Raw genomic sequence first — 24,565 nt, 5'->3', positions numbered from 1 at the left:
TCTGCGGGAGTGGCGTCGGGTCTGGGCCGGGCGGTGGTGGCAGGCTGACCGGATGGATGAGACCCCGCTGCTGATCGTGGATGGCGCCAACGTGGTGGGCTCACGCCCGAACGGGTGGTGGCGTGACCGTGCCGGGGCCGCTGCCCGGTTGCGCGACTCGCTCGCCCCGGTGGCGACCGTCGGGTTGCCGGCCCGGCTGACCGCCCCGGTGGAGGTGGTCCTGGTGGTCGAGGGGGCCGCGCGGGGCGTGCCGGGCACCGAGGGTGTGCGGGTGGTCTCCGCCGCCGGCTCCGGCGACGACACGGTGGTCGAGCTGGTGGAGGGCGCGCCGCGGCGTCGGCGGCTGGTGGTCACCGCCGACCGGGAGTTGCGCGGCCGGGTGACGGCGCTGGGCGCCGAGGTGTACGGCCCGCGCTGGCTCCGCGAGGACCCGACCAACAATTGAGAAGTTCTCGCACTGGGACTCCCACAGATCGGACTCCCGGCACTTCCGAGGGCCTTCCGGACAGGCGGGCAGGAACACCGACAGGGCGGATGTTCTTTCGGAACCGGCGATAGGCTCTAATGGAGATCTCCCCGCCCCCAGGAGGTTCCGCCGTGGCGAGCGTCGCCGAGCTGAAGGCTGCCATCGATGTCGCCCTCCAACAGATCGGAGACGGGCAGACAGCCGTGCAGGCGGCCGGCGAGAAACTCTCCGAGGCACAGCAGACCCTGGCCGGTGCGCTGGAGGGCAGCGGGCACGAGACGGTGGAGGCGGCCCAGGCGTCGCTGACCCAGGCCAGCCAGGAGCTGGAGGAGTGTCTCGCCGCGACACTTGTCGCGGTGGAGCAGGCGCAGCTCTACGTCTCCACCCTGTAGGCCGCCGTGTCCATCATCGAGGATGTCGGCGGGCAGGTCCGTGCCGCCACCGAGGAGTTCCCGGTGGCGCTGCTCGGGCAGGCGCTGGAGAAGTTCGGCCTGGCCGCGGAGCGGCTGCGCTGGGTACGACAGGAGTCGGCCAACCCGATGGGGGTGCCCGAGCTGTCCGCCGCCACCGAGCACGCTGAGAGCGCCGGCTACGCGCTGCGGGTGGCCCAGGAACAGCTGTCGGCGTACCTGACGGCGATCGGGCTCGGCGCGGACGGCGCCCCGGCGCCCCGCCCTGAGCAGCAACGCGCTCCCCGACACGACACACCCCCGGTGTCCGGGCCCGCCACGGTCGCGCCGGAGCCGGCCGAGCAGGTGCGGATGCGCCGCTGGTGGTCGGTGCGGGTGGCCGAGCTGACCGGCGGGCGTGAGGGCGCCGACGAGGAACCCGACGAGCGGGTGAACGACTCCCAGGAGCTGCTGCGCCGAGTGGTAGGTGGTGTCCGCTCCGGCGACCGGGACCGGCTCCGCAAGGAGCTGCGTCGAGCCCCGGCCGACGTGGGGCTGGGCATGGCGGCGTTGGCGCCGCCGCTGCTGCGTGAACTGGCCGGCGAATTGCTCGGACACCCGCCACGCGCCACCGATCTCGGGCGGCTGCGCGGCGAGCTGGACGGGCGCGTGCGCGACCTGCTGCCCGGCCTGCCGCCGCCGGTGCTGGAAACGTTGCTGACCCGGGTGTGCCGGATGCCGCCGCCGCGCGCCTCGGGGGAACCACCGCACGCCGCCGACTCCGCGGTGACCGCCGGGGTGGCGACCGGGCTGCTGCTCGCCCGCCTCGGCCGGGACCTGCCGGCCGGCGGGAAGGAGCCGTCGGGTGCGGAACAGCGGGGCGATGTCGGGCAACCGGCGCGGGGCGGGCAACCGGCGGGCACGCAGCAGCCGGGCGGGGCCGGGCGGCCGACGGGCGCGGTTCCCCGCGCCGGCGGCCCGGTGCAGCGCTCCGGCGGCCTGCCGCCGCGCTCGGATGCGCCGCCGCCCCGCCCCGCCGGGCCGCCACCACGCTCGGGCAGCCCCTGGCGGGACGCGCCGACGCGTCGGGGCTCCGATGGCTGACCGGCGCGGCCAGCTGGCCAGCCGGGTCCGGGACACCCTCGCCGAGGCGTTGGGCGCCACCCGCACCCGGCTCTCCGCCGCCCAGGCCGACCTGAGCGCCGGGCGGGAACGACTGGCCCGGGTCCAGCGGGCCGCGGCCGCCGTACCGGAGCGGGTGGGCGCCCAGCGCGACCGCCGCATCGCCGAGATCGACGCCCGCTACTCCACCCGGCTCGCGGAGCTGGCCCGCCGGGCCGCCGACGCGGCCCGGCAGGAGGCGCCCGGCTGTGCGGGGGCCGACTGGGCCGGGTGGGCGCCGACGCCCGCCCGCCGGGCCGAGCCGCCCGGCGCGTTGCGGGTCGGCACGGTCCGGATCGACGACGTCGACCCGGTGCCCGCGCTGGTGCCGCTGCTCGACGCGGGGCACGTGCACCTCTCCGGGGACGACCGCGCCGGCTGCGACGCGGTGGTGTCCGCGTTGCTGCTGCGGGCCGTCGGCCGTGCCGACCCCGGGGCGGTACGACTGGTCGGGTACGACCCGGACCAGCTCGGCGGCGGCCTGGCCGGGTTCGCCCCGTTGGGCACGGCGGGGCTGCTCACCTTCGTCGGGCCGGGCGGGCTGGGCCCGCTGCTGGATGACCTGGTGGAGCAGATCCGCCGGATCAACGAGACGGTCCTCGCCGGCGAGTACGCGTCGCTGCGCGAACTGGCGGCGGCGACCGGCCGACGACCCGAGCCGTGGCGGGTGGCGGTGCTGCTCGGCGGGGAGGAGCTGAACCGGCACGAGCGCGGGCAACTGGACCGGGTGGTGCGCGCCGGCGCCGCCTGCGGCGTACACCTGGTGGTGCACGGTGTGCCGTTGCCGGAGGATCCGACGGTGACCCGGGTGGTGGCCGGCGTGTCCGGCGCGCGGATCGGCGGCTCGGCCGGGCTGGCGGTCCGGCTGGACCCACCACCACCGGCGGCGCTGGTCACCGAGACCTGCCGGGACGTCGCCGCCCGGGTGAACGCGGGCCCGCCGCCGACTCCCTTCACCGACCTGCTGCCCGCGCCCGAGTCGATGTGGCGGGAGGACTCCGCCGACGGGCTGACCGCGCCGATCGGTGAGGGCCTCCAGGGCCGGCCGGTGCGGTTGACGCTCGGCGACTACCCACCGCACGCGCTGATCGGCGGGCCGTCCGGCACCGGCAAGACCAACTTGATCTTCGCGTGGATCGGCGCGCTGGCGGCCCGCTACTCCCCTGCCGAGCTGGAGTTCTACCTGCTGGACTTCAAGGAGGGGGTCTCCTTCGCGCGGTTCGCGCAGGGCCGGCGCGACCCGAGTTGGCTGCCGCACATGCGGCTGGTCGGCATCAACGTCAACACCGACCGGGAGTTCGGGCTGGCGCTGTTGCGCTTCCTCGCCGAGGAGTTGCGCCGACGCGCCGACGCGGCCAAGAAGCACGAGGTGACCAAGCTGGCCGAGCTGCGGGCGGTCGACCCGACCGGGCACTGGCCGCGCATCGTCGCCGTGGTGGACGAGTTCCAGATGTTGCTGGCCGGCCGGGACGTGGTCGCCCGGGAGGCGGCCGACCTGTTGGAGGACCTGGCCCGCCGCGGCCGGTCCCAGGGCATCCACCTGGTCCTGGCGTCGCAGGACGTGCGGGGCATCGAGGCGCTGTGGGGCCGTCCCGCGCTGGTCGCCCAGTTCGCCCTGCGCATCGCGTTGCCCAAGGCGCTGCGCATCCTCGCCGAGCGCAACGACGCGGCGCAGTCGCTGCCGCGCTGGCACGCGGTGGTCAACGCCGAGTCGGGCATGGTGGAGGGCAACGAGGTGGCCCGCATCCCGGCGGCCAGCGACTGGGAGACCTGGAGCGGCTTGCAGCACCGGCTGTGGCGGATGCGCGCCCCCGACGCGGCGCCGGCCCGGCTCTTCGACGGCGACGCGATCCCCCGGCTGGCGGACGCCCCGGACTTCCGGGCGCTCGCCGCACCTCCGGACGGGACCGCGCCGCGCAACCCGGTGGCCCTGCTCGGCGAGATCATCGACGTGCAGTCCCGCTCGGCGTCGCTGCGGCTGCCGCGCGCACCGGGCCGCAACCTAGCGGTGCTCGGCACCCGCGTCGACGAGGCGTGCGCGGTGCTCGACGCGGCGGCCCGGTCGCTGGCCCGTCAGCACCCGCCGGGAACCGCCCGGTTCTCCATCGCCTGCCTCGACCCGGACGCCGACCCGATCGCCCGCGCCCTCTACGACGACCTGGCCGACGACGCCGCCTGGTACGACGAGGAGACCGTCGGGGAGCTGATGGCCGAGACGGCCGACGGTCTCGGCGGCCCGGGAAGTCCGCACTATCTGCTGCTGTTCGCCGTCGACGCGGCGGCGGGCGCGTTGGCCGCCCGCACGGGTCGGCGGACCGGCCTGGAGCAGCTACGCCGGATCATGCACGACGGTCCGGAACGACGCACGCACGTGCTGGCCTGGTGGCGGGGTGTGGCCCGGATGCGCGCCGATCTCGGTGGGCCGGCTGCCCGCACCGACCAGATCGGCGCCTGGGTGGCCCTGGACGCGCACGGCGGCGAGCTGGGCTCGTCGCTCTATCCGGGCACCGGCGGCCCGGACTGGTATCCCCGCCCCTGGCGGGGGCTCTTCTTCGACCGGGCGGTGCACCGCACCGGACAGGTGATCATCCCGTATGGACCGACGCGATGAACGAACCGGTGACCAGCGAGACGTACGCGGCGCAGCTACGGCGGCTGGCCGACCTCAGCGCGCGGGTGCGCGAGCAGCGCGCCGAGGCGCACACCTGGCACGAACGGCAGTGTGGTGCCGCCGAGCGGGCCGTCGCCGAGGCGACCGACCAGCTCCAGCGCGCCGAGGAGGAACTGGTCGCCGCCCGTGAGCAGCAGGAACGGGTCGACGCCGAGGTGGCCCACCTGTGGCAGCAGGTCCGTTCACGCCTCGGCGCCCGCCGGCTCGGTGGCCCGCCCGCCCCGGCGAACGGCGTCGGGGCCACCGACCCGGTGGTGCTGCTCGCCAAGGCCCGTGACCTGCTCGACCGGGCCGGTCAGCCGGGCGAGCTGCCGGGCTCGGTCAACCCGCTGCTGGCGCTGTGCGGGGTGGCCGGCGCCGTGCTGACGTACGCGCTGGGGGCCGGCGCCCGTGCGCTCGGCACCGGGTACGGCGGCGACCTGGCGGTCGGACTACCGGTGTTGGCGCTGGTGGTGACGCTGCTCGGGCCGCTGGTCGGTCTGGTGCCGGCGCGGGTCCTGGCCGACCGCCGGCACGCGGTGCTCGGCCCCCGGCCGATCACCGTGGTCCTCGGTGCGGGAGTGGTCGCCACCGGGCTACTGCTGGCCCTCGGCCGCTGATCCGACGCACGGCCCCGGGTGGCCGCAGTCAACGACCCGGAGGTGGCGTTCGGGGTGCGGGACAGCACTAGCCAGACACCGGCTTTGCCGGCTCATCCCTGCTTGGACGAGTTCGGAAAGAGACTCTGAGCCAGGGCCACGGTTTCGGGATGGTCGGTGCCCAACACCCGTTCGCGACGTTGGAGAGTCTCCTCGTCAAGAGCGCGCGCCTCTTGGAGACTCCCTTCCCGGCGCAGAATTTCAGCGAGGATGGCCGCCGCCTGCAGAGTGCTGCGGTGGTCGGGACCAAGCCGGCGACTGAGCTCGGCAAAAGACCGGCGACCAGACGTCGTCGCCTCGTCCAGTTCGCCGAGATTCGCGAGGTCGAGCGCGAGTTGAGCCGTGGTCATCAGGGTGTCCGGATGATCGTGACCGAGCACCACTTCCCGGCGGTGGAGAATCTGGCGGTGCAGAGCCCGTGCAGCCTCGTGTTCACCAAGCTCGGACATTCGGTTAGCCAGATTGTTGGCGGACAGCAGAGTTCTGGGATCATCCGCACCGAAGATCCGCCGCAGGCGATCGAGAGTGTCGCGGTTCAACTGCCGTGCGTCCTCGTATCTCCCGAGGTCGGCCATGGCCATGGCGCAGTTGCCAGCCGACGATAAGGTCTCCGGATCGTCCGGACCCAGCAGGCGCCGCAGGCGGGCAAGTGTGTCCGTCTCGATGCCCAACGCGTCGGGATGCGCCGGGGGAAGCGTCGCCGACTGACGCCGGGCTGCCCGCAGGACATCCAGATCGTCGCTGCCCAGCGATTGGGTCCATCTCTCGCGAGCGGCCCGGGCGAGCTCATTCGCCGAAGCGGCCTGTCCGGACAACTCCAGATACCGGGCGGCATCGAGAACGACGCGTCGATAATCCTGGCTGCCCGCGTCGGCGGATCCGGGCGCCAGCCGTAGATGCGGGCCAACGTGGGCCGTCAGGGTGGACCACAGCGGCCAGCGGGTCAACTCAGAGGGGTCGTCAGCTCGGTTCGCGGCGAGCAATTCCCCGGCCAACTGCCACTGCCTGCTTCGCGTCCGCACGGTGAGCAGATCGCGCACGACTGCCGCGGTCGTACGGTGCACCACGAGCGACCCCCCGTCCGAGTCGAGCCGCGCAAGGCCGAATTCCACCAGCCGCCCCACCGACGACCTCAGCGCGACGGGTGAGGTCTTGGCGAGGTCGCTTCGACCTCTCTCCTGCTGCATGCGAGTGAGCCAGGTGAAGGGAATCGGCTCTGGTCCCAGAAACGAACACAGATTCAGGATGCTGACCCCCACGGGGTCCTCAACACCGAGCCGTTCGACGGAGAGCGCGACCACCGCGGCCAACGACAGTTGATATCCGACTGGCCTGCCCCGGTCCAGAATCTCGATTGCATGTGCTTCGATCGCATCGACGTACTCGCTGGGCCGCATGCCCGTTGCCACCATGAAACCCGCCGCTTGCGCTACCGCCAGGGGCAGATCGCCCACCGCGTTCGCGACCCTGTCTGCATCCGACGGGCTGATCCCGCTCAGCTGCGCTGTCAATAAGGACACTGACTCCGTCCGTGAAAATACATCCACTTGAACCAACGCTCCTAGCTGCTTCCAGTAGTTGGCTCGCGAGGTGATCAGCACGTGGCCAGCACCATCGGGAATTTCCGGCGAGACAGGCTCGGCTCCCGGCATGTTGTCGAACACCACCAACCAGCCCCGGTGGCCGCGCAGCCAGGCCCGAGCCTTCTCGGCAGCATCCTTGACCGGTGTTCCTTCGGCTGCCTCACCCACTTCGACAGCCAACGCCGCCAATTGTTCTGTCACCAGTGGAGGCTGTTCGGCAGCTATCCACCAAATCACGGAAAAGCGCTCTTTGAATCTGTGCGAATATTCGATTGCCAGACTTGTCTTACCGGAGCCACCTATGCCGTGCACACAGACGACAGATGATTCGAGTCGCAGGTGAAGTTCGTCCAGTATCTGCTCTCGGCCAGTGAACAACGGATTCCGATTCGGCATACGATGCGGGCCCGGCTGCTCAGTCTCGGCGGGGACGACGCTCTTGGACTGCCGGCGCGGCCACAGCAACGCCACCTCGGACCCCACACACAGGAGAGTTATGACGCCTAAGGTCAACCAGGGATTCTGTCGCACCAGCTCGAGGACCCTGGGCCACCGCTGCTGGTCGGAAGCTGTGTTAGCGGCAAGGCCGCCCAGCGCAGCCAATATCGGCACACCGGCCACGACCCATCCGGCCGAGCGGCGACCATCAGAACCCATGGACGAATCCCTTCGCGGCACCGTCCCCCACATCCAACAGGACGCCGCGTCTGGTGTCACTGACCTTTCACCAGCTCCTCGGAATGTGAAGCGCCCTGGGCAGGGTGCACCCAGGGCGCTGCGCCCGCCCTCGATCCGATCGGTCAGGCCGGGACCAGGACGGCCTCGCGGAGCAGGCGGCGGGCCAGGGTGACCCGGTCGGCGTCGTCGGGCAGGCCGGGCAGGTCACCGACCCGGGTGACCACGCTGCTGAGCAGGGCGCGGGCGGCCGGTTCGCAGGTCGCCGGCAGGGTGATGGTGCGGTCGAAGACCCGCAGCGCCACGCTGTCCGACCCGTGCGGCACGAGCTGCCACCGCAGGCCCGGCCGCAGGGTGAGCCGGGAGTCGGCGTCCAGTGTGGCCAGCGCGTCGGCCTGGGCGAGCGGTCGGATCGGCGCCGGGCGGGCGGCCGGCCAGGCGCGCTGACGCAACCGCGCCGCGACGGCGCTCGGGTCGGCGCGCAGCAGCCAGTCCCGCAACGCCTCCACGGTCTCGGTCAGCTCCGGCTCGATGGCGTCCGGGTCGGCGACGTCGGTGCCGAACGGCAGGCTGGCCCGCAGTCGCTGGTCCTCGGCGGACAGCGCCAGCAGCTCCTCGACCAGGGCGTAGCGGGTGAGCGCGCGGATGCCCACGGTCAGGTGCAGCGAGCTGGCGTCCTGTGCCTGCGCGCTGTGCAGCCACCCCCGGGGCAGGTAGAGGGCGTCACCCGGGGCGAGCACCACGTCCAACGCGGCCGGACCCTGCGCGGTGGCGCCGACCTCGTCGGCGCGTCCACCCCACGGCTGCTTCTCCAACGGGTCGGGCAGGACCGGCGGGTGGATCCGCCAGTGCTTGCGGCCGTCGACCTGGAGCACGAACACGTCGTGGGTGTCGTAGTGGGTGGCGAAGCCCTGACTGCCGGCCGGAGTCAGGTAGGCGTTGATCTGCAACGGCTGGTTGAGCGCGAGGCCCAGGTCGCGGGCGAAGTCGATGAGCGGCGGCCAGATCCGGTGCAGCCCCTGCAAGACCAGGGTGGCCCCGGACGCGTACTGCTCCAGGACCCGCTCGTCGAGCACCTGGTCGCCGATCTCCGCGCCCGCGCCGCCACCGCCGGTCCAGCGCGAAGCCGCGACCAACTGGCCGTCCTTGGCAACGCGCAGGAACGGGGTACGCAGACCGCGCCGGCTCAGCAGGTCGTCGGCGTCGGCGGGGCTGAGCAGGTCGGTGAAGCCGGCCGGGTCGGGCAGTTCGGCGGCTCGGGACAGCAGCGGGGTGTGCCCCCAGTGCGCGGCGGCGAACTTGGCCGGTTCGACCGAGACGCAGCGGGCCAGCGCCGCGGTGGCCTCGGCGGACGGAACCGCCGGGCGACCGTGGTGGCCGCCCGGCGGGTCGAGGTAGGTCATGGCGAGCCGCTACCGGGCGCTGCCGTCAGCGCCACCGTCCTGCTGACCCGGGGTGGCACCACCATCGGCGGGACCCTCCGCGCCACCGTCGGCGCCACCGTCGTGCTGACCCGGGGTGGCACCACCGTCGGCGGGACCCTCCGCGCTGCCATCGGCGCCACCGTCGTGCTGACCCGGGGTGGCACCACCGTCGGCGGGACCCTCCGCGCCACCGTCGGCGCCACCGTCGTGCTGACCGGGGGTCGCGCCGCCGTCGGCCGGGCCCTCCGCGCCGCCGCCGCCGGTGGTCTGCATGTCGTCATCGTTGAGTGCCATCGGTACTCCCTCGGGTGTGCCGCCCCGCCGTACGCCGGGGTCCGTCGTGCTGCGGGTGGTACCCCACGCGCGATCTTCTCTAACCCTCACCGTAGACGCCGAACCGGGGCGACACGGGCAGTTCGCGAGCGGCGGCGGAGAGTGCCAGGATGGGTTGGTGATCCTGGTGGGCACGTCCGGCTGGCAGTACCGGGACTGGCGCGGCCGCTTCTATCCGCAGGGGCTGCCGCAGCGGCTCTGGCTGGAGCACTTCGCGGCCGGGTTCGCCACGGTCGAGGTCAACAACGCCTTCTACCGGTTGCCCGAGCGGGACACCTTCGCCGCCTGGCGGGCGCGCACCCCGGCTGATTTCTGCGTGGCGGTGAAGATGAGCCGCTACCTCACCCACATCAAGCGACTGCGTGACCCGGAGGAGCCGGTGGCCCGGTTCCTCGGCCGCGCCACCGCGCTCGGTGACCGGCTCGGCCCGGTGCTGCTGCAACTGCCACCGAATCTGCGGGCGGACGTCGAGGCGCTGGACGCGACGTTACGACTGTTCCCGACGCAGGTGCGGGTAGCGGTCGAACCGCGGCACCCCTCGTGGTGGACCGACGCCACCCGGGTGGTCCTCGAACGGCGTCGGGCAGCGCTGGTCTGGGCGGACCGGCTGGGCCGCCCGGTCGCCCCCCGCTGGCGCACCACCGACTTCGGCTACCTGCGGCTGCACGAGGGGCGGGCACGGCCGTGGCCGCGTTACGGTCAGGCCGCGCTGCGGTCCTGGGTCAGCCGGCTGACCGACGCCTTCGACGCCGACGAGCCGGCGTACGTCTACTTCAACAACGATCCGGGCGGGGCCGCGATCGTGGACGCCGTCGCGTTCGCCGCGCTGGCCCGCCGGGCCGGGCACCCGGTGTCGCGGGTGCCCGCCGAGGACGACTGAGCCCGCCCGACAGCGGTCGGGCGGGCTCGCGGTGTGTCGGGCCGTCACGGCACCAGCGTGGCGAGGTCCTTGGGCATGGTGTCCTTCACGTCCTGCCACTCACCCTGGGTGACGTGGCGGCGCAGCGTGTCCAGCACCACCTGCGTCACCCGCTCCGGGCCACCCTCCGCGTCGTACGGGAAGCCCTGCCGAACCTCGTAGAGGAAGTCGTCACGGTTGAGCTTGATCGGCACGTCGGACGGCACCCAGCCATCGAAGTAGATGCCCCGTACCAGCACCGGCAACTGCTGGGCGAACTCCACGCTCTCGTCCACCGGCAGCCGGTCGCGCAGCAGGTGCAGCACCGTGCGCAGGGCCGCGTACGACTGGTTGCGCCGTTCCTTCGGCCAGCCGTAGGCGTTCTCGATGTCCTTGAGGATGAGGTTCGTCTTGTCCAGCGAGGACTCGAACGCCGAGATCATCGAGTCAGCCATCGGTCGACCCCCGTTCCGTGGTGTCCCACCGTCGGTCGTCGGCGCGGCGCGGCGGCCCCACCGGGCCACGGCGGGCCCGCACCGGGCTGCCCTGCGGGGCGCGCCGGGCGTTGTCGGCCGCTGTTCCGACCACGTGCAGGACGGCACCGCGCCGTCGATCCGTCACCACTCGAACCGTCATCCCCGTCACCTCCGTGTCGTCTCCGGCGTCGGCCGTCCCGGGGACGGCCGTACCCACCGCGTCCAATCTGCCGGTGGGTGGGGTGAGGGGGCACCACCCTGATCGGGTGAGGTCAGTCGGCGTCGAGGAGACCCGCGAGGGTGGTGGCATTGGTCTGCGCGTAGTCGCGGTAACAGTTGTTCATGAGCACGTGGGTCTGGCCGGCCCCGTCGGCCAGCTCGCGCAGCTTCGGCGCCCAGTCGGCCAACTCGCGCTTGGAGTAGTGGTAGCCGAACTTCTCGTGAATGTCCTTGCTGGTCCACTTGTCGCTGTGCCCGTGGAAGCGCATGACCGCGAGGTCCGCGGTGGCGGCCAGCACCGGGGGCAGCGACGAACGGTGGCCCTGGGGCATGTCCACGCAGACGTACGGCAGTTCGTGCTCGCGCAGAAAGGCCAGGGTCTCGTCGGCGTTGTCGCCGTCGAACCAGGAGGCGTGCCGGAACTCGTACGCCGGGCGCAGCGGGGCGCAGCGCTTCGCCACCTCCAGCAGGTACTGCTTGTTGGCCCGCTTGATGGTGAACCAGGGTGGGAACTGGAACAGCAGCGCGCCCAGCTTGTCGGCCTCGACCAGCGGGTCCAGCGCGGACAGGAAACGCGTCCACACCTCCTCGTACGACTGCGCGGGCAGGTCGTCGGGGTAGACGTTCTTCTTGTCGGTCTCCGGGCGCAGGTCCTTGTAGAGCGCGCTGACCCGGGTGGGATGCCCGGTCAGCAGGCTGAACGCCTTGATGTTGAAGGTGAAGCCGGCCGGGGTGCGTTCGGCCCACAGCCGCGCGGTCGCCTCGGCGGGCGGCGAGTAGTAGGTGGCGTCCACTTCGACCAGCGGGAACTGCTTGGCGTAGTAGGCCAGCCGCTTCTCCGGGGTGTCGGCGGTCTGCGGATACCACCCCGAGTCCAGCAGCGTGCGGTCGGTCCAGGACGCGGTGCCCACGAGGATGTCACCCATGGCTGAAGTCCATCGCGTCCCGGACCGACCGGCAACCGCTGAGGTGACTCAGGCCGCCCGCCGCTCGCGAGTCTGCTTGCACGTCACGCAGGTGGTGGCGGACGGGAAGATTTCCAGCCGCTCCACCGGAATCGCCGCCGAGCAGCCCTCGCACCAGCCGTAGGTGCCCTCCTCGAGCCGGCCGAGGGCGTGCTCGTACTGGGCGCGGCGGTCGAGGATGGTGCGCAACAGGGACTGGGCGGTGTCCCGCTCGGCCGTCTTGGTGCCGCTGTCGGCCTGGTCGTCGCCGGCGGTGTCGCCGACCTCCACCAGCCGCAGCACCTGGCTCTGGAGCACCGCCTGGTCGTACTCCGCGGTCAGCTCGTCGTAGCGCGCCTGGAGCGACTGTCGGATCTGGTCGATCTCCGTCTGGGACCGGGCCGTACCGACCGTGTCGTGGACGAGCATCGCTGCCTGCCTTTCCTGGGCCTGTGGCTCAAGGTGAACCGGGTGCCGGCGGCGCGGGGCCCCGGTCACGGTAGCGTTCGGTGCGCGGGCGATCACCCGTGCTCTGTGAGCCGGGCGAGTACCCGCCGAAACAGCCGGGCAAACCGACTAATTCTCGGTTGTTGTCAGTCGTTTTCGCCGGGCTCCACGAGCGCCGGTCGGCGGGGGTCGTCGGCGCGTACCACGACGTCGGCGAAGCTCGCCGGGACGACCTCCTCGGCGTACCGGTCGAAGGCCGGCAGCGCCCACCGCTGGGCCGCTTCGGTGCGTCGGCGAAGCGCCGCCGGGGACAACTCCAGGTGGACGGTCACGTCGAAGGGCAGACCGCCGCCGAGCAGCAGTGAGCCGCTGACCAGGACGACGCCGCCGGGTGCCAGGTCGACGTAGCGGGCGCGGCTGGCCCGGTCGGCGTCGGCGTCCCAGAGCGACGGGAGCAGTCGGCCGCTGCCGCCGGCGGCGGCCGGGTCGAGCACCTCCCGGCGCAGCCCGGCCTCGTCGACCCAGGCCTCGTAGAAGGAGTCCGGGTTGGTGCGCCCCAGCTCGAAGCGCAGCGACGCGGGGCGAAGGAAGTCGGTGGCGCGCACGTGCAGCACCGGATGACCCTGGGCGCGCAGCGGGTCGACCAGCGCCGCGGCCAGGTCGTCGGCGCCGGAGGCCGGAGCGCCGTCCACTGCCACCCGCAGCCGGGCGGGCCCGGCCGCGGCGCTCGCGGCGCGGGTCGCCTCCTCGGCCAGCCGGCCGGTCAGCTCGGTGACGAGCAGGTCGGGCGAGATGGGGCGGATGCGCACCGGACCATCCTGCCCCGTGCCGGGTACGCGGGGGTGGCCGGTCAGCCGCTGCGGTCGATGGTGACCCGGGCGTCGTCGGCCAGCCGGTAGCCCACCCCGTAGACGGTGGTGACCAGTGGAACGTCGACGCCGACCTTGCCGCGAAGCCGACGCACGTGCACGTCGACGGTGCGCACGCCGGCGTGCTCGTAGCCCCACACGGCGTTGAGCAGTTGCAGGCGGGTGAACACCCGGCGCGGGTGGGCGACCAGGTGCAGCAGCAGGTCGAACTCCAGCCGGGTCAGCGGCAGCGGTTCCTCGTCGCGCAGCACCGAGCGCGACGAGGCGAGGATGTGCAGGGCGGGGATGGTCGGGCTGATCGGGCGGGCCGGCGACCGGTTGGCGGGTGCCTGGTCGGGGCGGCGTTCGGTCGGGACCGAGCCGATGATCACGCCCTCGCCCCGCTCCAGCATCTCGCGGGCGGCCTCCAACAGCCGGCGTGCCGCCGGGGTCAGCGACTCCTCACAGGCCAGCGGGATGGACAGCGTCACAGTGAGCACGGGCGCGGCGGTGTTCGCCGGGCGACGCTGGCCGCCGGGAGGTCGACCGGGCACCGCGGGTTGGGACGTATGCCATCCGGCACGCGACGAGGCGGGGCTGACCGACATGGTCCTCCTTGGGCTGGTCCGGGTATCTCCCCACGGCCCGGGACGCCGCTTCATCGATGCTTCCCGGCGCCTGGGCGAGGGTCAAGAGGCGGCTGCGTTGCATGAATGTGACAATTGACGAACACATCGGAGCCGGATGCTCGCTCTGCGTACGAGTCCTGATGATTACAGCAGAGTCGTCGAGTTGCCCCGTTACGGGGGTCCCCGACCGGTTCACCAGGCGGTCACATCGCCTCCGGACCAGGGCTCAGCTGCCGTGGTCCACGCTGATCAGGGCCTCGTCGGCAAGCCGGTAGCCGACGCCGTAGACGGTGGTGACCACCTCCGAGCCGGCCAGCTTGGCGCGCAGCCGGCGGACGTGCACGTCCACCGTCCGGGCCACCGCGTGCTCGTAGCCCCAGACACTGGAGAGCAGTTGCAGGCGGGTGAAGACCCGGCGGGGCCGCTCGGCCAGGAACAGCAGCAGCTCGTACTCGATGCGGGTCAGGGCGACGACCCGGTCACCCTGGCGGACCAGCCGCGAGCCGGCCAGGATGCGGACGTGGTCCGGTGCGGCGGGCCGCGCGGCCGGTCGCGGCCCTGCCGCGAGCTCCTCCACGGGATGCAGTTGACCCTCCCCCGACTCGGCCAGCTCGCCGAGCAGCTGCACGAGCCGGGCCAGCCGGGGGCTCAGCGGCCCGGGGACGAGATCGAGGGTGATGGTCAGGGTCGGGCTGGTGCGCGGACGGGCCGACGGGCGCCCGCCGGGGTGACGGCGCGTGGGGATGGCGACGACGGACATGGTGCCTCCTGAGTGGCGGTACGCGCGCCACGCCGGGTGTGGCGTGACGGTCAGCGGCGCGCCCACCCGGCGTTGACCGGGGACGCGAGGGGTGAAGGGTGGTGCAGTGGGGTCGGGCCGAGGGCCGGCAGGCCGGCGATGCGCCAGGCCGCGAACCCACCGACCACATCGGTGGCCCGGTGCAGGCCGACGTCCTGCAACGCGGCAGCGGCCAGCGACGAGGTGTAGCCCTCCTGGCAGAGGATCACCACCGGCACGTCGTAGTCGACGGCCTGCGGCAGCCGGGCCGCGCAGCGCGGGTCGAAGCGCCACTCCAGCACGTTGCGTTCGACGATGAGCGAGCCCGGCACCACGCCGTGCGCGGCCCGCTGTGCGGCCGGGCGGATGTCGACGAGCAGCGCTCCGCTGCGGTACGCAAGGTGCGCCCGCTCCGGGTCCAGCCGACACAGCCGGGCCCGCGCGGCGGTCAGGATCTCGTCGATGCCCCGGGAGCCCGGTGGCGGCACGGGAGCGGGACAGTGTTCGGCGGTTATCTGCATTCTCGGATTCCTTCCGGTGACAGGGTTCTCGGGGCGCGCGACTACCAGGACCGGCCGGCCTCGGCGACCTCGGCGACCCGCAGCCGCCCGTCCAGGAGGTGATAGCGGGTCATTCGCAGCAGCGCCGGCCGGTAGACGTGCACGCTGACCGCCGGATCCACGCCTCGGTTGGTCACCTGGTGCACGTGCCGGGGGCCGAAGCGGCGGCCCGCACCGGCCGGCAACAGTCGGGGACGTAGTCGGCCGGCGCTGACCGTCTCCTCGGTGAGCACGCCGCTGACCACCCGGAACGCTCCGGAGGAGCCGCCGTGGTCGTGCAGGTCGGTGCCCTGCCCGGGCAGCCAGCTCAGCGCCCACACCTCGTGGTCGTCGCCGACGGCGAGGCGGGCGTACCAGCGCTCGGCTGGATCGAAGCGCAGCGCGACCGGCCAGCCGGCCGGGTCGGCCCACCCGGCGGCAACGGTGAGCAGGTCGGGCTCCGGGCGGTGGTGCGTCATGGCAGTTCCTCGCGGGTCGTTCGGCGGGGTGCCCCCGTACTCTAGACGGCAAAGCCTATAGGTTTAGTAGGTAATTCCGTCTGGTGGGACACGGGTCATCCACTCGGGTGAATCAGCGCAGCACCGGCGGGTCCGTGCGGTAGCCCGGCAACGAGGGCCAGCGCACTGTCAACACCACCGACGCGCGCTCGGCGAACCACGAATGGTCCACCCCACGGGCCCACACCACGTAGTCGCCCGGAGCGGCCAGCCGTACCGTCCGGTCCGGCAACTCCACCCGGAAACACCCCTCGACGAGTACGAGCAGAGTGGTGCGCACCTCGCCGGTCGCCCACCGCGACCGGGCCTGCCCAGGCGGATGCACGCCCCACTTCACCTCGACGTCGGTGCTGTGCCGGATCTCCCCCGGCGGCACGAAGTGCCCGAGCAACCAACCAGCGTTGGTGGCGCCGTCGACGCCCGCGTTGCCCACGTACACCGTCTCACCCATCGGACCCCCCACCCTGCGCGCCGGCCGAGCAACCTATCAGGAACGATGTCGTTAACCTGGACCGGTGACCGACAACCTCGACGCCGAGACGCTGGCGTTCGCGCACCGGATGTTCGACCTGGCCCGCGCCGGCGCCACCGACGAACTGGCGGCGCAGATCGACGCCGGCCTGCCGGTCAACCTCACCAACGACAAGGGCGACACGCTGCTCATCCTGGCCGCGTACCACGCCCACCCGGACACGGTGGCCGCCCTGCTCAGCCGCGGCGCCGACCACACCCGAGCCAACGACCGAGGTCAGACCGCGTTGGCGGCGGCGGTCTTCCGCAGCAGCGCCGAAGGGGTCCGCGCGCTGCTCGCCGCCGGCGCGGATCCGGCACACGGCAACCCGTCGGCCGTCGAGACGGCACGCTTCTTCGACCTGCCGGAGATGACAGAGCTGCTGCGCGTCGGCTGACACCGGCACGGCCGGCCGGTATACAGGGTCGGTGGAAGATCCCCTGCCGGAGCAGATGCGGGCGGCCGCGACCGCGCTGCTGACCGCGCTCGACCCCGCCGCCCGCGAGAGCGCCGTGCACTCGTTCGACGACGAGGCGGCCCGACGCTGGCTGGAATACCGGCCCCGACCCCGACCGGGCGTCTGCCTCGCCGAGCTCGACGTCACCGCCCGCAAGGCCGCGCACCGGTTGCTGGCCACCGCGCTCAGCCCCTCGGCGTACGCACAGGCGATGGCGATCATCTCGCTGGAGGAGGTGCTGGACCGGGCCGAGGGCTGGCAGCGCGGGCGGCACAGCGCCGACTACTGGGTGGCCGTGTTCGGTGACCCCGCACGCGACGACCGGTGGGCGTGGCGACTCGAAGGTCACCACCTGTCGGTGAACATGACAGTGGTGGACGGTCAGGTCTCCCCCGCGCCGATCTTCTTCGGCGCCAACCCGGCCGCGGTCCGCTACGCCGGCCGGCCCGTCTCCCGCCCACTCGGTGTCGAAGAGGACCTGGCCCGCGCCCTGCTCGACGCGCTGGGCCCCGCCGAGCGAGCCGCCGCGATCATCGCCGACGAGGCGCCGGCGGACATCATCAGCGCCACTCGTGGACGGGTCGACGCGCCGCTGGAACCCCTCGGCGTACCGGCACAGCGGCTCGGACCAACCGGCCGCGCCCTGCTCGACCAGGTGGTCGCCCTCTACCTCGACCGGTTGCCGCCCGAGCTGGCCATCCGGGAGGCGACCCGACTGGACGCCGGCCCGTTGCACTTCGCCTGGGCCGGCCCGACCCACCCCGGGCGGCGGCACTACTACCGGGTGCAGGGCGACGACCTGCTGATCGAGTACGACAACACCACAGCGGACGGCAACCACGCGCACACCGTGCTACGCCGCCCCGCCAGCGACTTCGGTGCCGACGTCCTGGCAACCCACCACCAAACCCACCCCCACTAACCCACCCACCCCGCCCCGCCCCACCCCGACCCCAGCCCGGCCCGGCCCTTCCCGACTCACGCCCCGACCCGACCCCCGACCCGACCCGCGCCCCGCCCCGCCCCGCCCCGCCCCGGCCCGGCCCGGCCCGGCCCGCCGATCTTGCAGTTTCGGTGGTCGGATTGCCCTTATCAGGGTCTTTTGCCGGGACAGAAAGTGCAAGATCGACGCGTGCGGGGGTCGGGCGGGGGGGACGGGGGCGACGCGTGCGGGGGTCGGACGGGGGGACGGGGGGACGGGGGCGACGCGTGCGGGGTCCGGCGGGGACAGGGTGCGGGACGGGACGGGTGGGGGTGGTTCAGGGGCGGGTGGCTTCGATGAGGAAGCGTTGGGCGTGGGCGACGAAGGGGCCCTCTTCAGCGATGCGGTGGTGGAGGTTCCGCAGAGGTGTGCGGTAGCGGTCGACAGTGAACCCGGGCACCGTCCAGATCACCTTGCGCAGGAACCAGACCACCGCGCCGATGTCGGCGAAGGTTGCCCGCAGCGTGGCCCGGCGCAGGTCGACCACCCGCAGGCCGGCGGCCTCGGCGGCGGCGGCCGCGTGCTCGGGGTGCCGCTGGGTCGGCGGTGGCAACGGACCGAGGATCGCCTCACTCAGCTCCCGCATCGTGCCGGCACCGATCTGCTGCGACAGGAACGTCCCGCCGGGCCGTAGCACCCGCGCCGTCTGAACCCAGTCGGTACGCACCGGATGCCGGCTGACCACCAGGTCGAACGAGGCGTCGCGAAACGGCAGCGGCCCGTCCGGGGCGACCGCGACCACCGACGCGCCGACCCGGCGCAGGGTCCGGCGGGCGACCGCCACGTTCGGCGGCCACGCCTCGGTCGCCGTCAACACTGTCGGTGGACGCGGCACTTCGGCGAGCACCTCCCCGCCCCCGGTGTCCACGTCCAGCGCCGCGTCGGCCCGCGCCATCCGGTCGGCGACGAGCCGGGCGTACCCCCAGGGTGGACGCTCCTCGGTGGCCCGGCCGGCCAGCCAGCCGAAGCCCCAACCGTCGACGGGCGCGGCGGCGGCCTCCGCGATCAGGTCCTCGGCGTCACGCTCATCGGTCATGGCGGTCAGCCTCGCGATCGGCCACCCGGCCGGCAACCCAATTGCCGCCGCCCGGCCGGGGGTGGCAAGCGCGATCTTCGGGAGCGAAGGTGTCAGCGGCTCGTGGATCGAGCAGCCGCTCGGATGCCGGCGAGCGCGTCCAGGCCGCCGGCCTCGGTACGTCCGCTGTCGAACTGGCGCATCAGCCGTGCGCCCAGGTGCACGCCCACCGCGCCGACCGCCAGGGCGACCAGCTCGGTGGCGAGGATCGTGACCGACGCGCCGCGCTGCGGGGAGTGTGACCGGACCAGGCAGGTGAGCAGGAACATGGCGGCCATCACCGCGTTCACCAGGTTGAAGGCGACGGCGGTGCGGCGGGTACGGTCGCCCGGCACGTCCCACAGGTCGACCATGCCGGCCACGGCGGTCAGGGCGGCGGCGACGAGCGCGGCGACGCCCGTCCAGTAGCCGACCTCGCCGAGGAACGCGGGCCCGCCGACGACGTCGGTGAGGTCGAAGACGGTGGCGCTGACGAAGAGCCCGAGCGGGAACGTCACGAGCATTGGTTGGATCGGGTGCCCCTGCACCCGCAGCCGGCTCTGCATCGGTCCTCCCCCGGGTCGGCGCAGCTCACCTGACCAGAGTGCTACCCGAGGCCGGTCGCGACGAAACGATGCCGCCCGACTCGCCGGCAGTAGGGAGAACGGGCACGGGGGCCGCCGCCGGACCAGCGCTGATCAACTCGGTTTCCCGAAAGTCGGGGCGTCCGGGCGACTGTGACACCGCGGGTTCAAGGGATTCGCGTGGATCACGGGCGGCACCACCGTCGAGATGCCGGCCGGGGTCAGTTGTCGCGTTGGCGGGAGACCGTCCGGACCAGGCGCTCGGCCACCTCGCGCAGCGGGATGTCCAGCGACGAGGCGGCGGTCCGCAGCACGTCGAGGGCCTCGGCCGGAGGGCACCCCCGCTGCGTCATGATGACGCCGACGGCCTGGCCCACCACCCCGTCGTGCAGGAGTGAGGCGTCCCGTTCGGCGGCGAGGGCGAGTTGTCGGTTGCGGTCCCGGACGGCTGCCAGCAGCAGGCCGGCATGTTCGGCCAGCAGCATGGCGGTCAACTGGTGTTGCGGGGTGAGCAGGTCCGGCGCGTCGGCGTACAGGTTGATCGCCCCGATGACCTGGTCGTCGATGTCTACCGGCGCGGAGATCACCCCGCGTACGCCGAGGTCGTGGGCGTGCGCCGTCCAGGCCGGCCAGCGGGGCTCACCGGTCAGGTCGGCCGCGAGGATCATCTCGCGCAGGTGGATCGCGCTCATCGCCGGCGTGTCCGGCCCGTGTCGCAGGTCGTCCAGCCCGGCCAGCCCGTCGTCGGAGGCGGCCACCCCGGCCGGCTCGCCGGCCCGCAGGGCGGTGAACCCGCACCAGCGCACCCCGGCCACGGCGTCCCGGGTGACGCGGACCAGGGCCAGCAGCGCCTCATCAAAGTCGGTCAGGGCGATCAGCCCGGCGGTCAGCTCCCGCAACAGTGCGGCTGCTTCCAGCACACCAAGGGTGTGCACCACCGGTTCCCGCGTGTCGAGATTCACCGGTACGCAGCCTCCGTGCGGTTTCGCGCCTGCCCGGTACGCATCGTCACCTGTGTCATCGTCTGCTCTCTCCCGACTCGACCGACCAGCCCTACTACCCTGGGAAACCTGGGTCGAAACGGCGTAAATCGGGGCCCCGGTCGCGCCCGCAGGCGCGGTCGGGGCCCCGATGGTCGAACGTCAGCGCGAGCCGCCGCCGAGCCGCCGCCCGATCGACGCGATCAGACGATCGAGCTCGGACCCGAACGGGTTGTCGTGCACCAGGTACGTCCAGGTGGCGGTGGGCCGGACCAGGGTGCCGTCGTCGGGCTGCCAGTCCTCATCGAATTCGGTCTCGGTGAAGGTGGCGATGGTACGGGCCTCGATCTCCGGGATCAGGTCGTTGAACGCCGGCACCGCGGCCCGGTGGAACTCGTCCAGCGGGTCGAGCCGGCCCAGCGCGCGCAGGTGCACGCCCTCGCGCACCTCGGACAGCTCGGCCAGGTGCTCGGCCCAGAGCCGGTCCAGGTGGTAGAGCGCGATCGACCGGGCGGCACGGGCGAGCAGGTCCTCGTCCATCTCGCCGGCCTTCTCGGGCTCCTTCTCCAGCAGCATCACCGCGGCCACGTCGCTGGTCAGCAGCCGCTCCCGGCGCGCGGCAAGGGCCTTGCGCTGCTGCTCGATCACCACGCTGTAGCGCCAGGTGTTGCGGTGGATCTCGTGGTTGACGCCCTCGGCGACCCGCTGGGCGTGCTCCACCGCGTAGTCGACCTGCTCGTCGGTCACCAGACCGTCGGCGTTCATCCGCGGCGACGCCGGCACCGAGTCGGCGGCGTGCCGGACGACGAGGTCGTCCTCCAGGCTGACGAAGAAGACCGAGCCGCCCGGGTCGCCCTGCCGGCCGGCCCGACCACGCAACTGGTCGTCCACCCGGCGGCTGTCGTGCCGGCCGCTGCCGATCACGTAGAGCCCGCCCAGCTCGGCGACCCGCTCCTGGTCGGTCTGGTCGCTGCCGCCGAGGCGGATGTCGACGCCACGGCCGGCCATCTGGGTGGAGACGGTGACCGCGCCGTACGCGCCGGCCTCGGCGATGATCGCGGCCTCTTCGTCGTCGTTCTTGGCGTTCAGCACGACGCACGGCACCCCGGCGGCGTTCAGCCCGGCGGCGAGCCCCTCGGACTCCTTGACGTCCAGGGTGCCGATCAGCACCGGCCGCCCCTTGGCGTGCGCGCGCTGGATCTCGTCGACGAGCGCCTCGTCCTTCTCCGCCCGGGTGGCGTAGATGCGGTCCGGCTCGTCCTCGCGGATGCACGGGGTGTTCGGCGGGATCACCGCGACCTCGAGGCTGAAGAACTCCCGCAGCTGGTCGCCGACGAGCACCGCGGTGGCGGTCATCCCGCACACCTTCGGGTAGAGCGCGATGTACGCCTGCATGGCGATGGTGCCGAGCACCTCACCCTCGGCGGTGGCGTCCAACCCCTCCTTGGCCTCGACGGCGGCCTGGAGACCGTCCGGCCAGCGGCGGCGCTGGGCCACCCGGCCACGCATCTCGTCGACCAGCTCGACGGAGCCGTCCCGGACGATGTAGTCCACGTCGCGGTGCAGCAGGGCGTGCGCGTGCAGCGCCACGTTGACCGCGGAGAGCTGCTCAACGTGCTCCTCGTCGTACAGGTCGATGCCGAGCTTGGCCTCCATGGCGGCCAGGCCGGCGGAGGTGAACGCCACGCTGCGCCCGTCCTCGGCGACCGTGTAGTGCTTGCCCTTGCGCAGGCCACGAACGAGCGCGGCGGCGGCGTGCACCGGGTCCTGCTCGCCCGGCACCGCGCCGGCCAGGACCATAGGCACCCGGGCCTCGTCGATCATGATCGAGTCGGCCTCGTCGACGATGGCGGTGGTCAGCGCGGGCTGCACCCGGTCTTCCACGTCGGTGACCAGCTGGTCGCGCAGGTAGTCGAAGCCCGCCTCGCTGACCGAGACGTAGGTGACGTCGCAGGCGTACGCGTCGCGCCGCTCCTGCGGGGTGGAGGCCTCGTTGACCCAGCCGACGGTGAGGCCGAGCAGGGTGTAGACCGGCTCCATCCACTGGGCGTCGCGGCGGGCCAGATAGTCGTTGATGGTGAGCACGTGCACCGGGCCGTTGCCGAGCCGGACGTGCCCGTACGCGGCGATCGTCGCGGTCAGTGTCTTGCCCTCACCGGTGGCCATCTCGGCGACCTTGCCGGAGAGCAGCGACATCGCGCCGAGCAGCTGCACGTCGTACGGCCGCTGGTCGAGGCCGCGGCGGGCGGCCTCACGGCCGACGGCGCAGATCTCCTCGTAACCGACGGCGGCGCCCGCGGCCGCGGTCAGCTCGGCGTCGTCGAGCGCGCTGAGGTCAGCCTCGCGCGCCTCGATGGCGGGGAGCAGCTTCTCCAGCGGAGCAAGATCCACGGTCGAGCCGGGGCGCTGGAGGAACCGCCGGAACTTGCTCTTGAACCGTTGCGACACACCCATGAGCGGCAACGGTACGCGATTCTGGCCGGCGTGCGCGGCCCGGTCGCCCGGCAAGTTCGCCGCGACCGCGCGTCGGTCACCCGACCAGCAGTTGGTGACTGGCGAGTTCCCGGTACAACGGGTCGGTGGCGGTGAGTTCGGCATGGGTACCCACGGCCACCACCCGGCCGCCGTCGAGGACGACGATCTGGTCGGCGTCGACCACGGTGGCGAGCCGGTGCGCCACGATCAACAGGGTCCGGCGGACGGCCACGGCGTCGATGGCGCGGCGCAGCGCGGCCTCGTTGCGGGAGTCGAGGTTGCTGGTCGGCTCGTCGAGCAGCAGCACCGGCGGGCCGGCGAGCAGCGCGCGGGCGATGGCGAGCCGCTGCCGCTCACCTCCGGAGAGGAGCACGCCGCCCTCTCCCACCTGCACGTCGAGGCCGAGCGGGGTGCGCTGCGCCAGGTGGCCCAGGTTGACCTCGTCCAGGACGTCGCGCAACCGGTCGTCGCTGGCGTCCGGGGTGGTGATCAGCAGGTTCTCCCGCAGCGTGCCGGCCAGCACGGGCGCCTCCTGCTCGACGTAGCCGAGCCGGGCCCGCAGCGCGTCGCGCGGCAGGTCCCGCACGTCGGTGCCGTCGAGGCGGACCGCGCCGGCGCTCACCTCGTAGAAGCGTTCGACCAGGGCCAGCAGCGTGGACTTGCCGGCACCGGACGGACCGACCAGGGCGGTCCGGGTGCCGGCGGCGACCGCGAAGCTGACCTCGCGCAGCACCGGCTCGCCGCCCGGGTAGCCGAAGCCGACCCGGTCGAACTCGATCATCGGTGTCGGGCGGCGGGGGGTCGCCGTCGCGCTGCCGGGCGCCGCCCGGTCGTCCGCGCCCTCCGCGGGGACGGCCAGGATCTCCTCGATCCGCTGGAGGGCGCCCAGGCCGGACTGCAACTGGGTGTACGCCCGCAGCACCTGACCCAACGGCAGCGCCAGCAGGAACAGGTACATGACGAACGCGACCAGGTCACCGACCGAGATCGCCCCGGCGGCGACCCGCGCCCCGCCGATGCCGAGCACCAGCAGGAACGCGCCCTGCACGGTGACCGAGCCGATCGGCCCGACCACCGCCTGCACCCGGGCCACCCGCAGCCCCGCCGCGTACGCCTCGCGCGCGCTGCCGGTGACGGTCTGCGTCTCCCGGGTCTCGGCGCGGCTGGCCCGGATGGTCCGGGCCGCCGAGATGGCCCGCTCCACCGCCGAGGTCATCTCGCCGATCCGCTCCTGGGCGACCCGGGCCAGCGTCCGGACCCGGCGGGCGAAGGTGGCGGCGAAGATGAGCCCCAGCGCCACCCCGAGCAGGGTGACCCCGAACAGCAGCGGGTCGAGCAGCACCATGGCCGTGCCGGCGCCGACCACCGTCACCGCCCCGGTGACCGTCTCGAACAGCCCGGAGGTGACGACGGCGCGCAGCAGCGTGGTGTCCGAGCCGACCCGGGAGAGCAGGTCGCCGGTGCGGCGGCGGTCGTACTCGGCGATGGGCAGCCGCAGCAGGTGGGCGGCGAGCCGACGCCGGGTGCCCAGCACCACTCCTTCGGCGGTGCGTTGCAGCAGGTAGTCCCGCAGCCCACCGATCACCGCGCCGAACACCACGAGGGCCACCAGCACCGCCACCAGCCGGGACACGCCCTGCTCGGCGCCGATGCGTTCGAGCACCGACCGGGTGAGCAGCGGCTGCGCCAGCGACGCCGCCGAGCCGATCAGCGACAGCGCGCCCACCACCACCAGGGTGCCCCGGTGCTCCCGCAGGTACGGCAGCAACGCGGCCAGGCCGACCGACCGGCCTGCGGGGTTGCCGCCGGCCGGCCGGTCGGTCGGGGTGTCGCCGGGAACCGGTCGTTCCTGCACGGTGCTCATGTCGCGAACGGTAGCCGCCCCA

General features: G+C 73.0%; 26 protein-coding genes. 8 read left to right on the top strand and 18 right to left on the bottom strand.

The genetic code is table 11. The features are described from left to right. Positions 1-52: 52 nt before the first annotated feature. The 5 genes from AB0877_RS22540 to AB0877_RS22520 all read left to right on the top strand — a co-directional run bounded on the left by AB0877_RS22540 (position 53) and on the right by AB0877_RS22520 (position 5,286). Positions 53-445: a hypothetical protein gene (locus AB0877_RS22540; RefSeq protein ID WP_366611207.1), complete on the top strand. Its 393-nt coding sequence runs from the start codon at positions 53-55 to the stop codon at positions 443-445. Positions 446-597: 152 nt separating this feature from the next. Continuing rightward, a complete protein-coding gene (locus AB0877_RS22535; protein ID WP_030332749.1) occupies positions 598-858 on the top strand; it encodes a hypothetical protein in 261 nt (86 codons plus the stop codon). A 6-nt stretch (positions 859-864) separates the two neighbouring features. After that, positions 865-1,959, top strand: a complete 1,095-nt coding sequence (locus AB0877_RS22530; RefSeq protein ID WP_366611205.1) for a hypothetical protein — start codon at positions 865-867, stop codon at positions 1,957-1,959. Beyond that, a complete protein-coding gene (locus AB0877_RS22525; RefSeq protein WP_366611203.1) occupies positions 1,952-4,627 on the top strand; it encodes an FtsK/SpoIIIE domain-containing protein in 2,676 nt (891 codons plus the stop codon). The genes AB0877_RS22530 and AB0877_RS22525 overlap by 8 nt, the downstream gene beginning before the upstream one ends. After that, positions 4,624-5,286: a hypothetical protein gene (locus AB0877_RS22520; protein ID WP_366611202.1), complete on the top strand. Its 663-nt coding sequence runs from the start codon at positions 4,624-4,626 to the stop codon at positions 5,284-5,286. Before AB0877_RS22525 ends, AB0877_RS22520 begins: the two co-directional genes overlap by 4 nt. Positions 5,287-5,378: 92 nt before the next feature. Here AB0877_RS22520 and fxsT read toward each other — a convergent pair whose 3' ends face one another. The 3 genes from fxsT to AB0877_RS22505 all read right to left on the bottom strand — a co-directional run bounded on the left by fxsT (position 5,379) and on the right by AB0877_RS22505 (position 9,301). Further along, the gene (gene fxsT / locus AB0877_RS22515) at positions 5,379-7,565 is read right to left on the bottom strand and encodes an FxSxx-COOH system tetratricopeptide repeat protein (protein ID WP_366611201.1); all 2,187 of its coding nucleotides are present in this window, start codon (positions 7,563-7,565) and stop codon (positions 5,379-5,381) included. A 143-nt stretch (positions 7,566-7,708) separates the two neighbouring features. Next, positions 7,709-8,986, bottom strand: coding sequence for a cupin domain-containing protein (locus tag AB0877_RS22510; RefSeq protein ID WP_366611199.1), 1,278 nt, complete (start codon positions 8,984-8,986; stop codon positions 7,709-7,711). Between the two features lie 9 nt (positions 8,987-8,995). Next, positions 8,996-9,301 (bottom strand): hypothetical protein, encoded by a 306-nt coding sequence (locus AB0877_RS22505; protein ID WP_091408405.1) that lies wholly within the window; start codon positions 9,299-9,301, stop codon positions 8,996-8,998. Positions 9,302-9,458: 157 nt separating this feature from the next. Here AB0877_RS22505 and AB0877_RS22500 point away from each other — a divergent pair, with 157 nt between their 5' ends. Further along, on the top strand, positions 9,459-10,220 hold the full coding sequence (locus tag AB0877_RS22500; protein ID WP_366611197.1) for a DUF72 domain-containing protein: 762 nt from the start codon (positions 9,459-9,461) through the stop codon (positions 10,218-10,220). Between the two features lie 44 nt (positions 10,221-10,264). On the opposite strand, the gene AB0877_RS22495 is transcribed toward AB0877_RS22500, so the two are convergent. The 10 genes from AB0877_RS22495 to AB0877_RS22450 form a co-directional block, all read right to left on the bottom strand. Next, entirely contained in the window at positions 10,265-10,693 is a 429-nt protein-coding gene (locus AB0877_RS22495; RefSeq protein ID WP_366611195.1) for a DUF2267 domain-containing protein, read from the bottom strand. Then, the gene (locus AB0877_RS22490) at positions 10,686-10,874 is read right to left on the bottom strand and encodes a hypothetical protein (RefSeq protein WP_366611194.1); all 189 of its coding nucleotides are present in this window, start codon (positions 10,872-10,874) and stop codon (positions 10,686-10,688) included. The genes AB0877_RS22495 and AB0877_RS22490 overlap by 8 nt, the downstream gene beginning before the upstream one ends. Positions 10,875-10,986: 112 nt before the next feature. Then, positions 10,987-11,859: a DUF72 domain-containing protein gene (locus AB0877_RS22485; RefSeq protein ID WP_366611192.1), complete on the bottom strand. Its 873-nt coding sequence runs from the start codon at positions 11,857-11,859 to the stop codon at positions 10,987-10,989. Between the two features lie 48 nt (positions 11,860-11,907). After that, on the bottom strand, positions 11,908-12,306 hold the full coding sequence (locus AB0877_RS22480; RefSeq protein ID WP_124823205.1) for a TraR/DksA C4-type zinc finger protein: 399 nt from the start codon (positions 12,304-12,306) through the stop codon (positions 11,908-11,910). A gap of 164 nt (positions 12,307-12,470) precedes the next feature. Continuing rightward, entirely contained in the window at positions 12,471-13,133 is a 663-nt protein-coding gene (locus AB0877_RS22475) for a uridine kinase (protein WP_366611190.1), read from the bottom strand. 41 nt (positions 13,134-13,174) lie between these two features. Next, a complete protein-coding gene (locus AB0877_RS22470; RefSeq protein WP_355007887.1) occupies positions 13,175-13,780 on the bottom strand; it encodes a winged helix-turn-helix domain-containing protein in 606 nt (201 codons plus the stop codon). Between the two features lie 247 nt (positions 13,781-14,027). Beyond that, the gene (locus AB0877_RS22465; RefSeq protein WP_366611189.1) at positions 14,028-14,561 is read right to left on the bottom strand and encodes a winged helix-turn-helix domain-containing protein; all 534 of its coding nucleotides are present in this window, start codon (positions 14,559-14,561) and stop codon (positions 14,028-14,030) included. A gap of 50 nt (positions 14,562-14,611) precedes the next feature. Continuing rightward, the gene (locus tag AB0877_RS22460) at positions 14,612-15,100 is read right to left on the bottom strand and encodes a rhodanese-like domain-containing protein (protein ID WP_366611188.1); all 489 of its coding nucleotides are present in this window, start codon (positions 15,098-15,100) and stop codon (positions 14,612-14,614) included. 41 nt (positions 15,101-15,141) lie between these two features. Further along, positions 15,142-15,597, bottom strand: a complete 456-nt coding sequence (locus AB0877_RS22455; protein WP_366611186.1) for a cysteine dioxygenase family protein — start codon at positions 15,595-15,597, stop codon at positions 15,142-15,144. 112 nt (positions 15,598-15,709) lie between these two features. Then, positions 15,710-16,087: a signal peptidase I gene (locus AB0877_RS22450; protein WP_366611184.1), complete on the bottom strand. Its 378-nt coding sequence runs from the start codon at positions 16,085-16,087 to the stop codon at positions 15,710-15,712. A 64-nt stretch (positions 16,088-16,151) separates the two neighbouring features. On the opposite strand from AB0877_RS22450, the gene AB0877_RS22445 reads away from it, so the two are divergent. Together AB0877_RS22445 and AB0877_RS22440 are read left to right on the top strand one after the other, a co-directional pair. Continuing rightward, positions 16,152-16,544, top strand: coding sequence for an ankyrin repeat domain-containing protein (locus AB0877_RS22445; protein WP_366611183.1), 393 nt, complete (start codon positions 16,152-16,154; stop codon positions 16,542-16,544). Between the two features lie 31 nt (positions 16,545-16,575). Next, positions 16,576-17,526: a DUF3500 domain-containing protein gene (locus AB0877_RS22440; protein ID WP_366611182.1), complete on the top strand. Its 951-nt coding sequence runs from the start codon at positions 16,576-16,578 to the stop codon at positions 17,524-17,526. A gap of 337 nt (positions 17,527-17,863) precedes the next feature. On the opposite strand, the gene AB0877_RS22435 is transcribed toward AB0877_RS22440, so the two are convergent. The 5 genes from AB0877_RS22435 to AB0877_RS22415 all read right to left on the bottom strand — a co-directional run bounded on the left by AB0877_RS22435 (position 17,864) and on the right by AB0877_RS22415 (position 24,543). Next, entirely contained in the window at positions 17,864-18,622 is a 759-nt protein-coding gene (locus AB0877_RS22435) for a class I SAM-dependent methyltransferase (protein ID WP_366611181.1), read from the bottom strand. Between the two features lie 92 nt (positions 18,623-18,714). Continuing rightward, a complete protein-coding gene (locus AB0877_RS22430) occupies positions 18,715-19,206 on the bottom strand; it encodes a DUF2231 domain-containing protein (protein WP_366611179.1) in 492 nt (163 codons plus the stop codon). Positions 19,207-19,445: 239 nt separating this feature from the next. Then, positions 19,446-20,186, bottom strand: coding sequence for a GAF and ANTAR domain-containing protein (locus AB0877_RS22425; RefSeq protein ID WP_366611178.1), 741 nt, complete (start codon positions 20,184-20,186; stop codon positions 19,446-19,448). A 180-nt stretch (positions 20,187-20,366) separates the two neighbouring features. After that, a complete protein-coding gene (gene secA2, locus AB0877_RS22420; RefSeq protein WP_366611177.1) occupies positions 20,367-22,658 on the bottom strand; it encodes an accessory Sec system translocase SecA2 in 2,292 nt (763 codons plus the stop codon). Between the two features lie 76 nt (positions 22,659-22,734). After that, the gene (locus AB0877_RS22415; protein WP_366611175.1) at positions 22,735-24,543 is read right to left on the bottom strand and encodes an ABC transporter ATP-binding protein; all 1,809 of its coding nucleotides are present in this window, start codon (positions 24,541-24,543) and stop codon (positions 22,735-22,737) included. Positions 24,544-24,565 lie beyond the last annotated feature (22 nt).

Source organism: Micromonospora sp. NPDC047644 (genome assembly GCF_040704315.1).
GTDB lineage: Bacteria > Actinomycetota > Actinomycetes > Mycobacteriales > Micromonosporaceae > Micromonospora.
The sequence above is the reverse complement of the archived record's forward strand: the minus strand, read 5'-3'. Positions and strand labels throughout refer to the sequence as shown.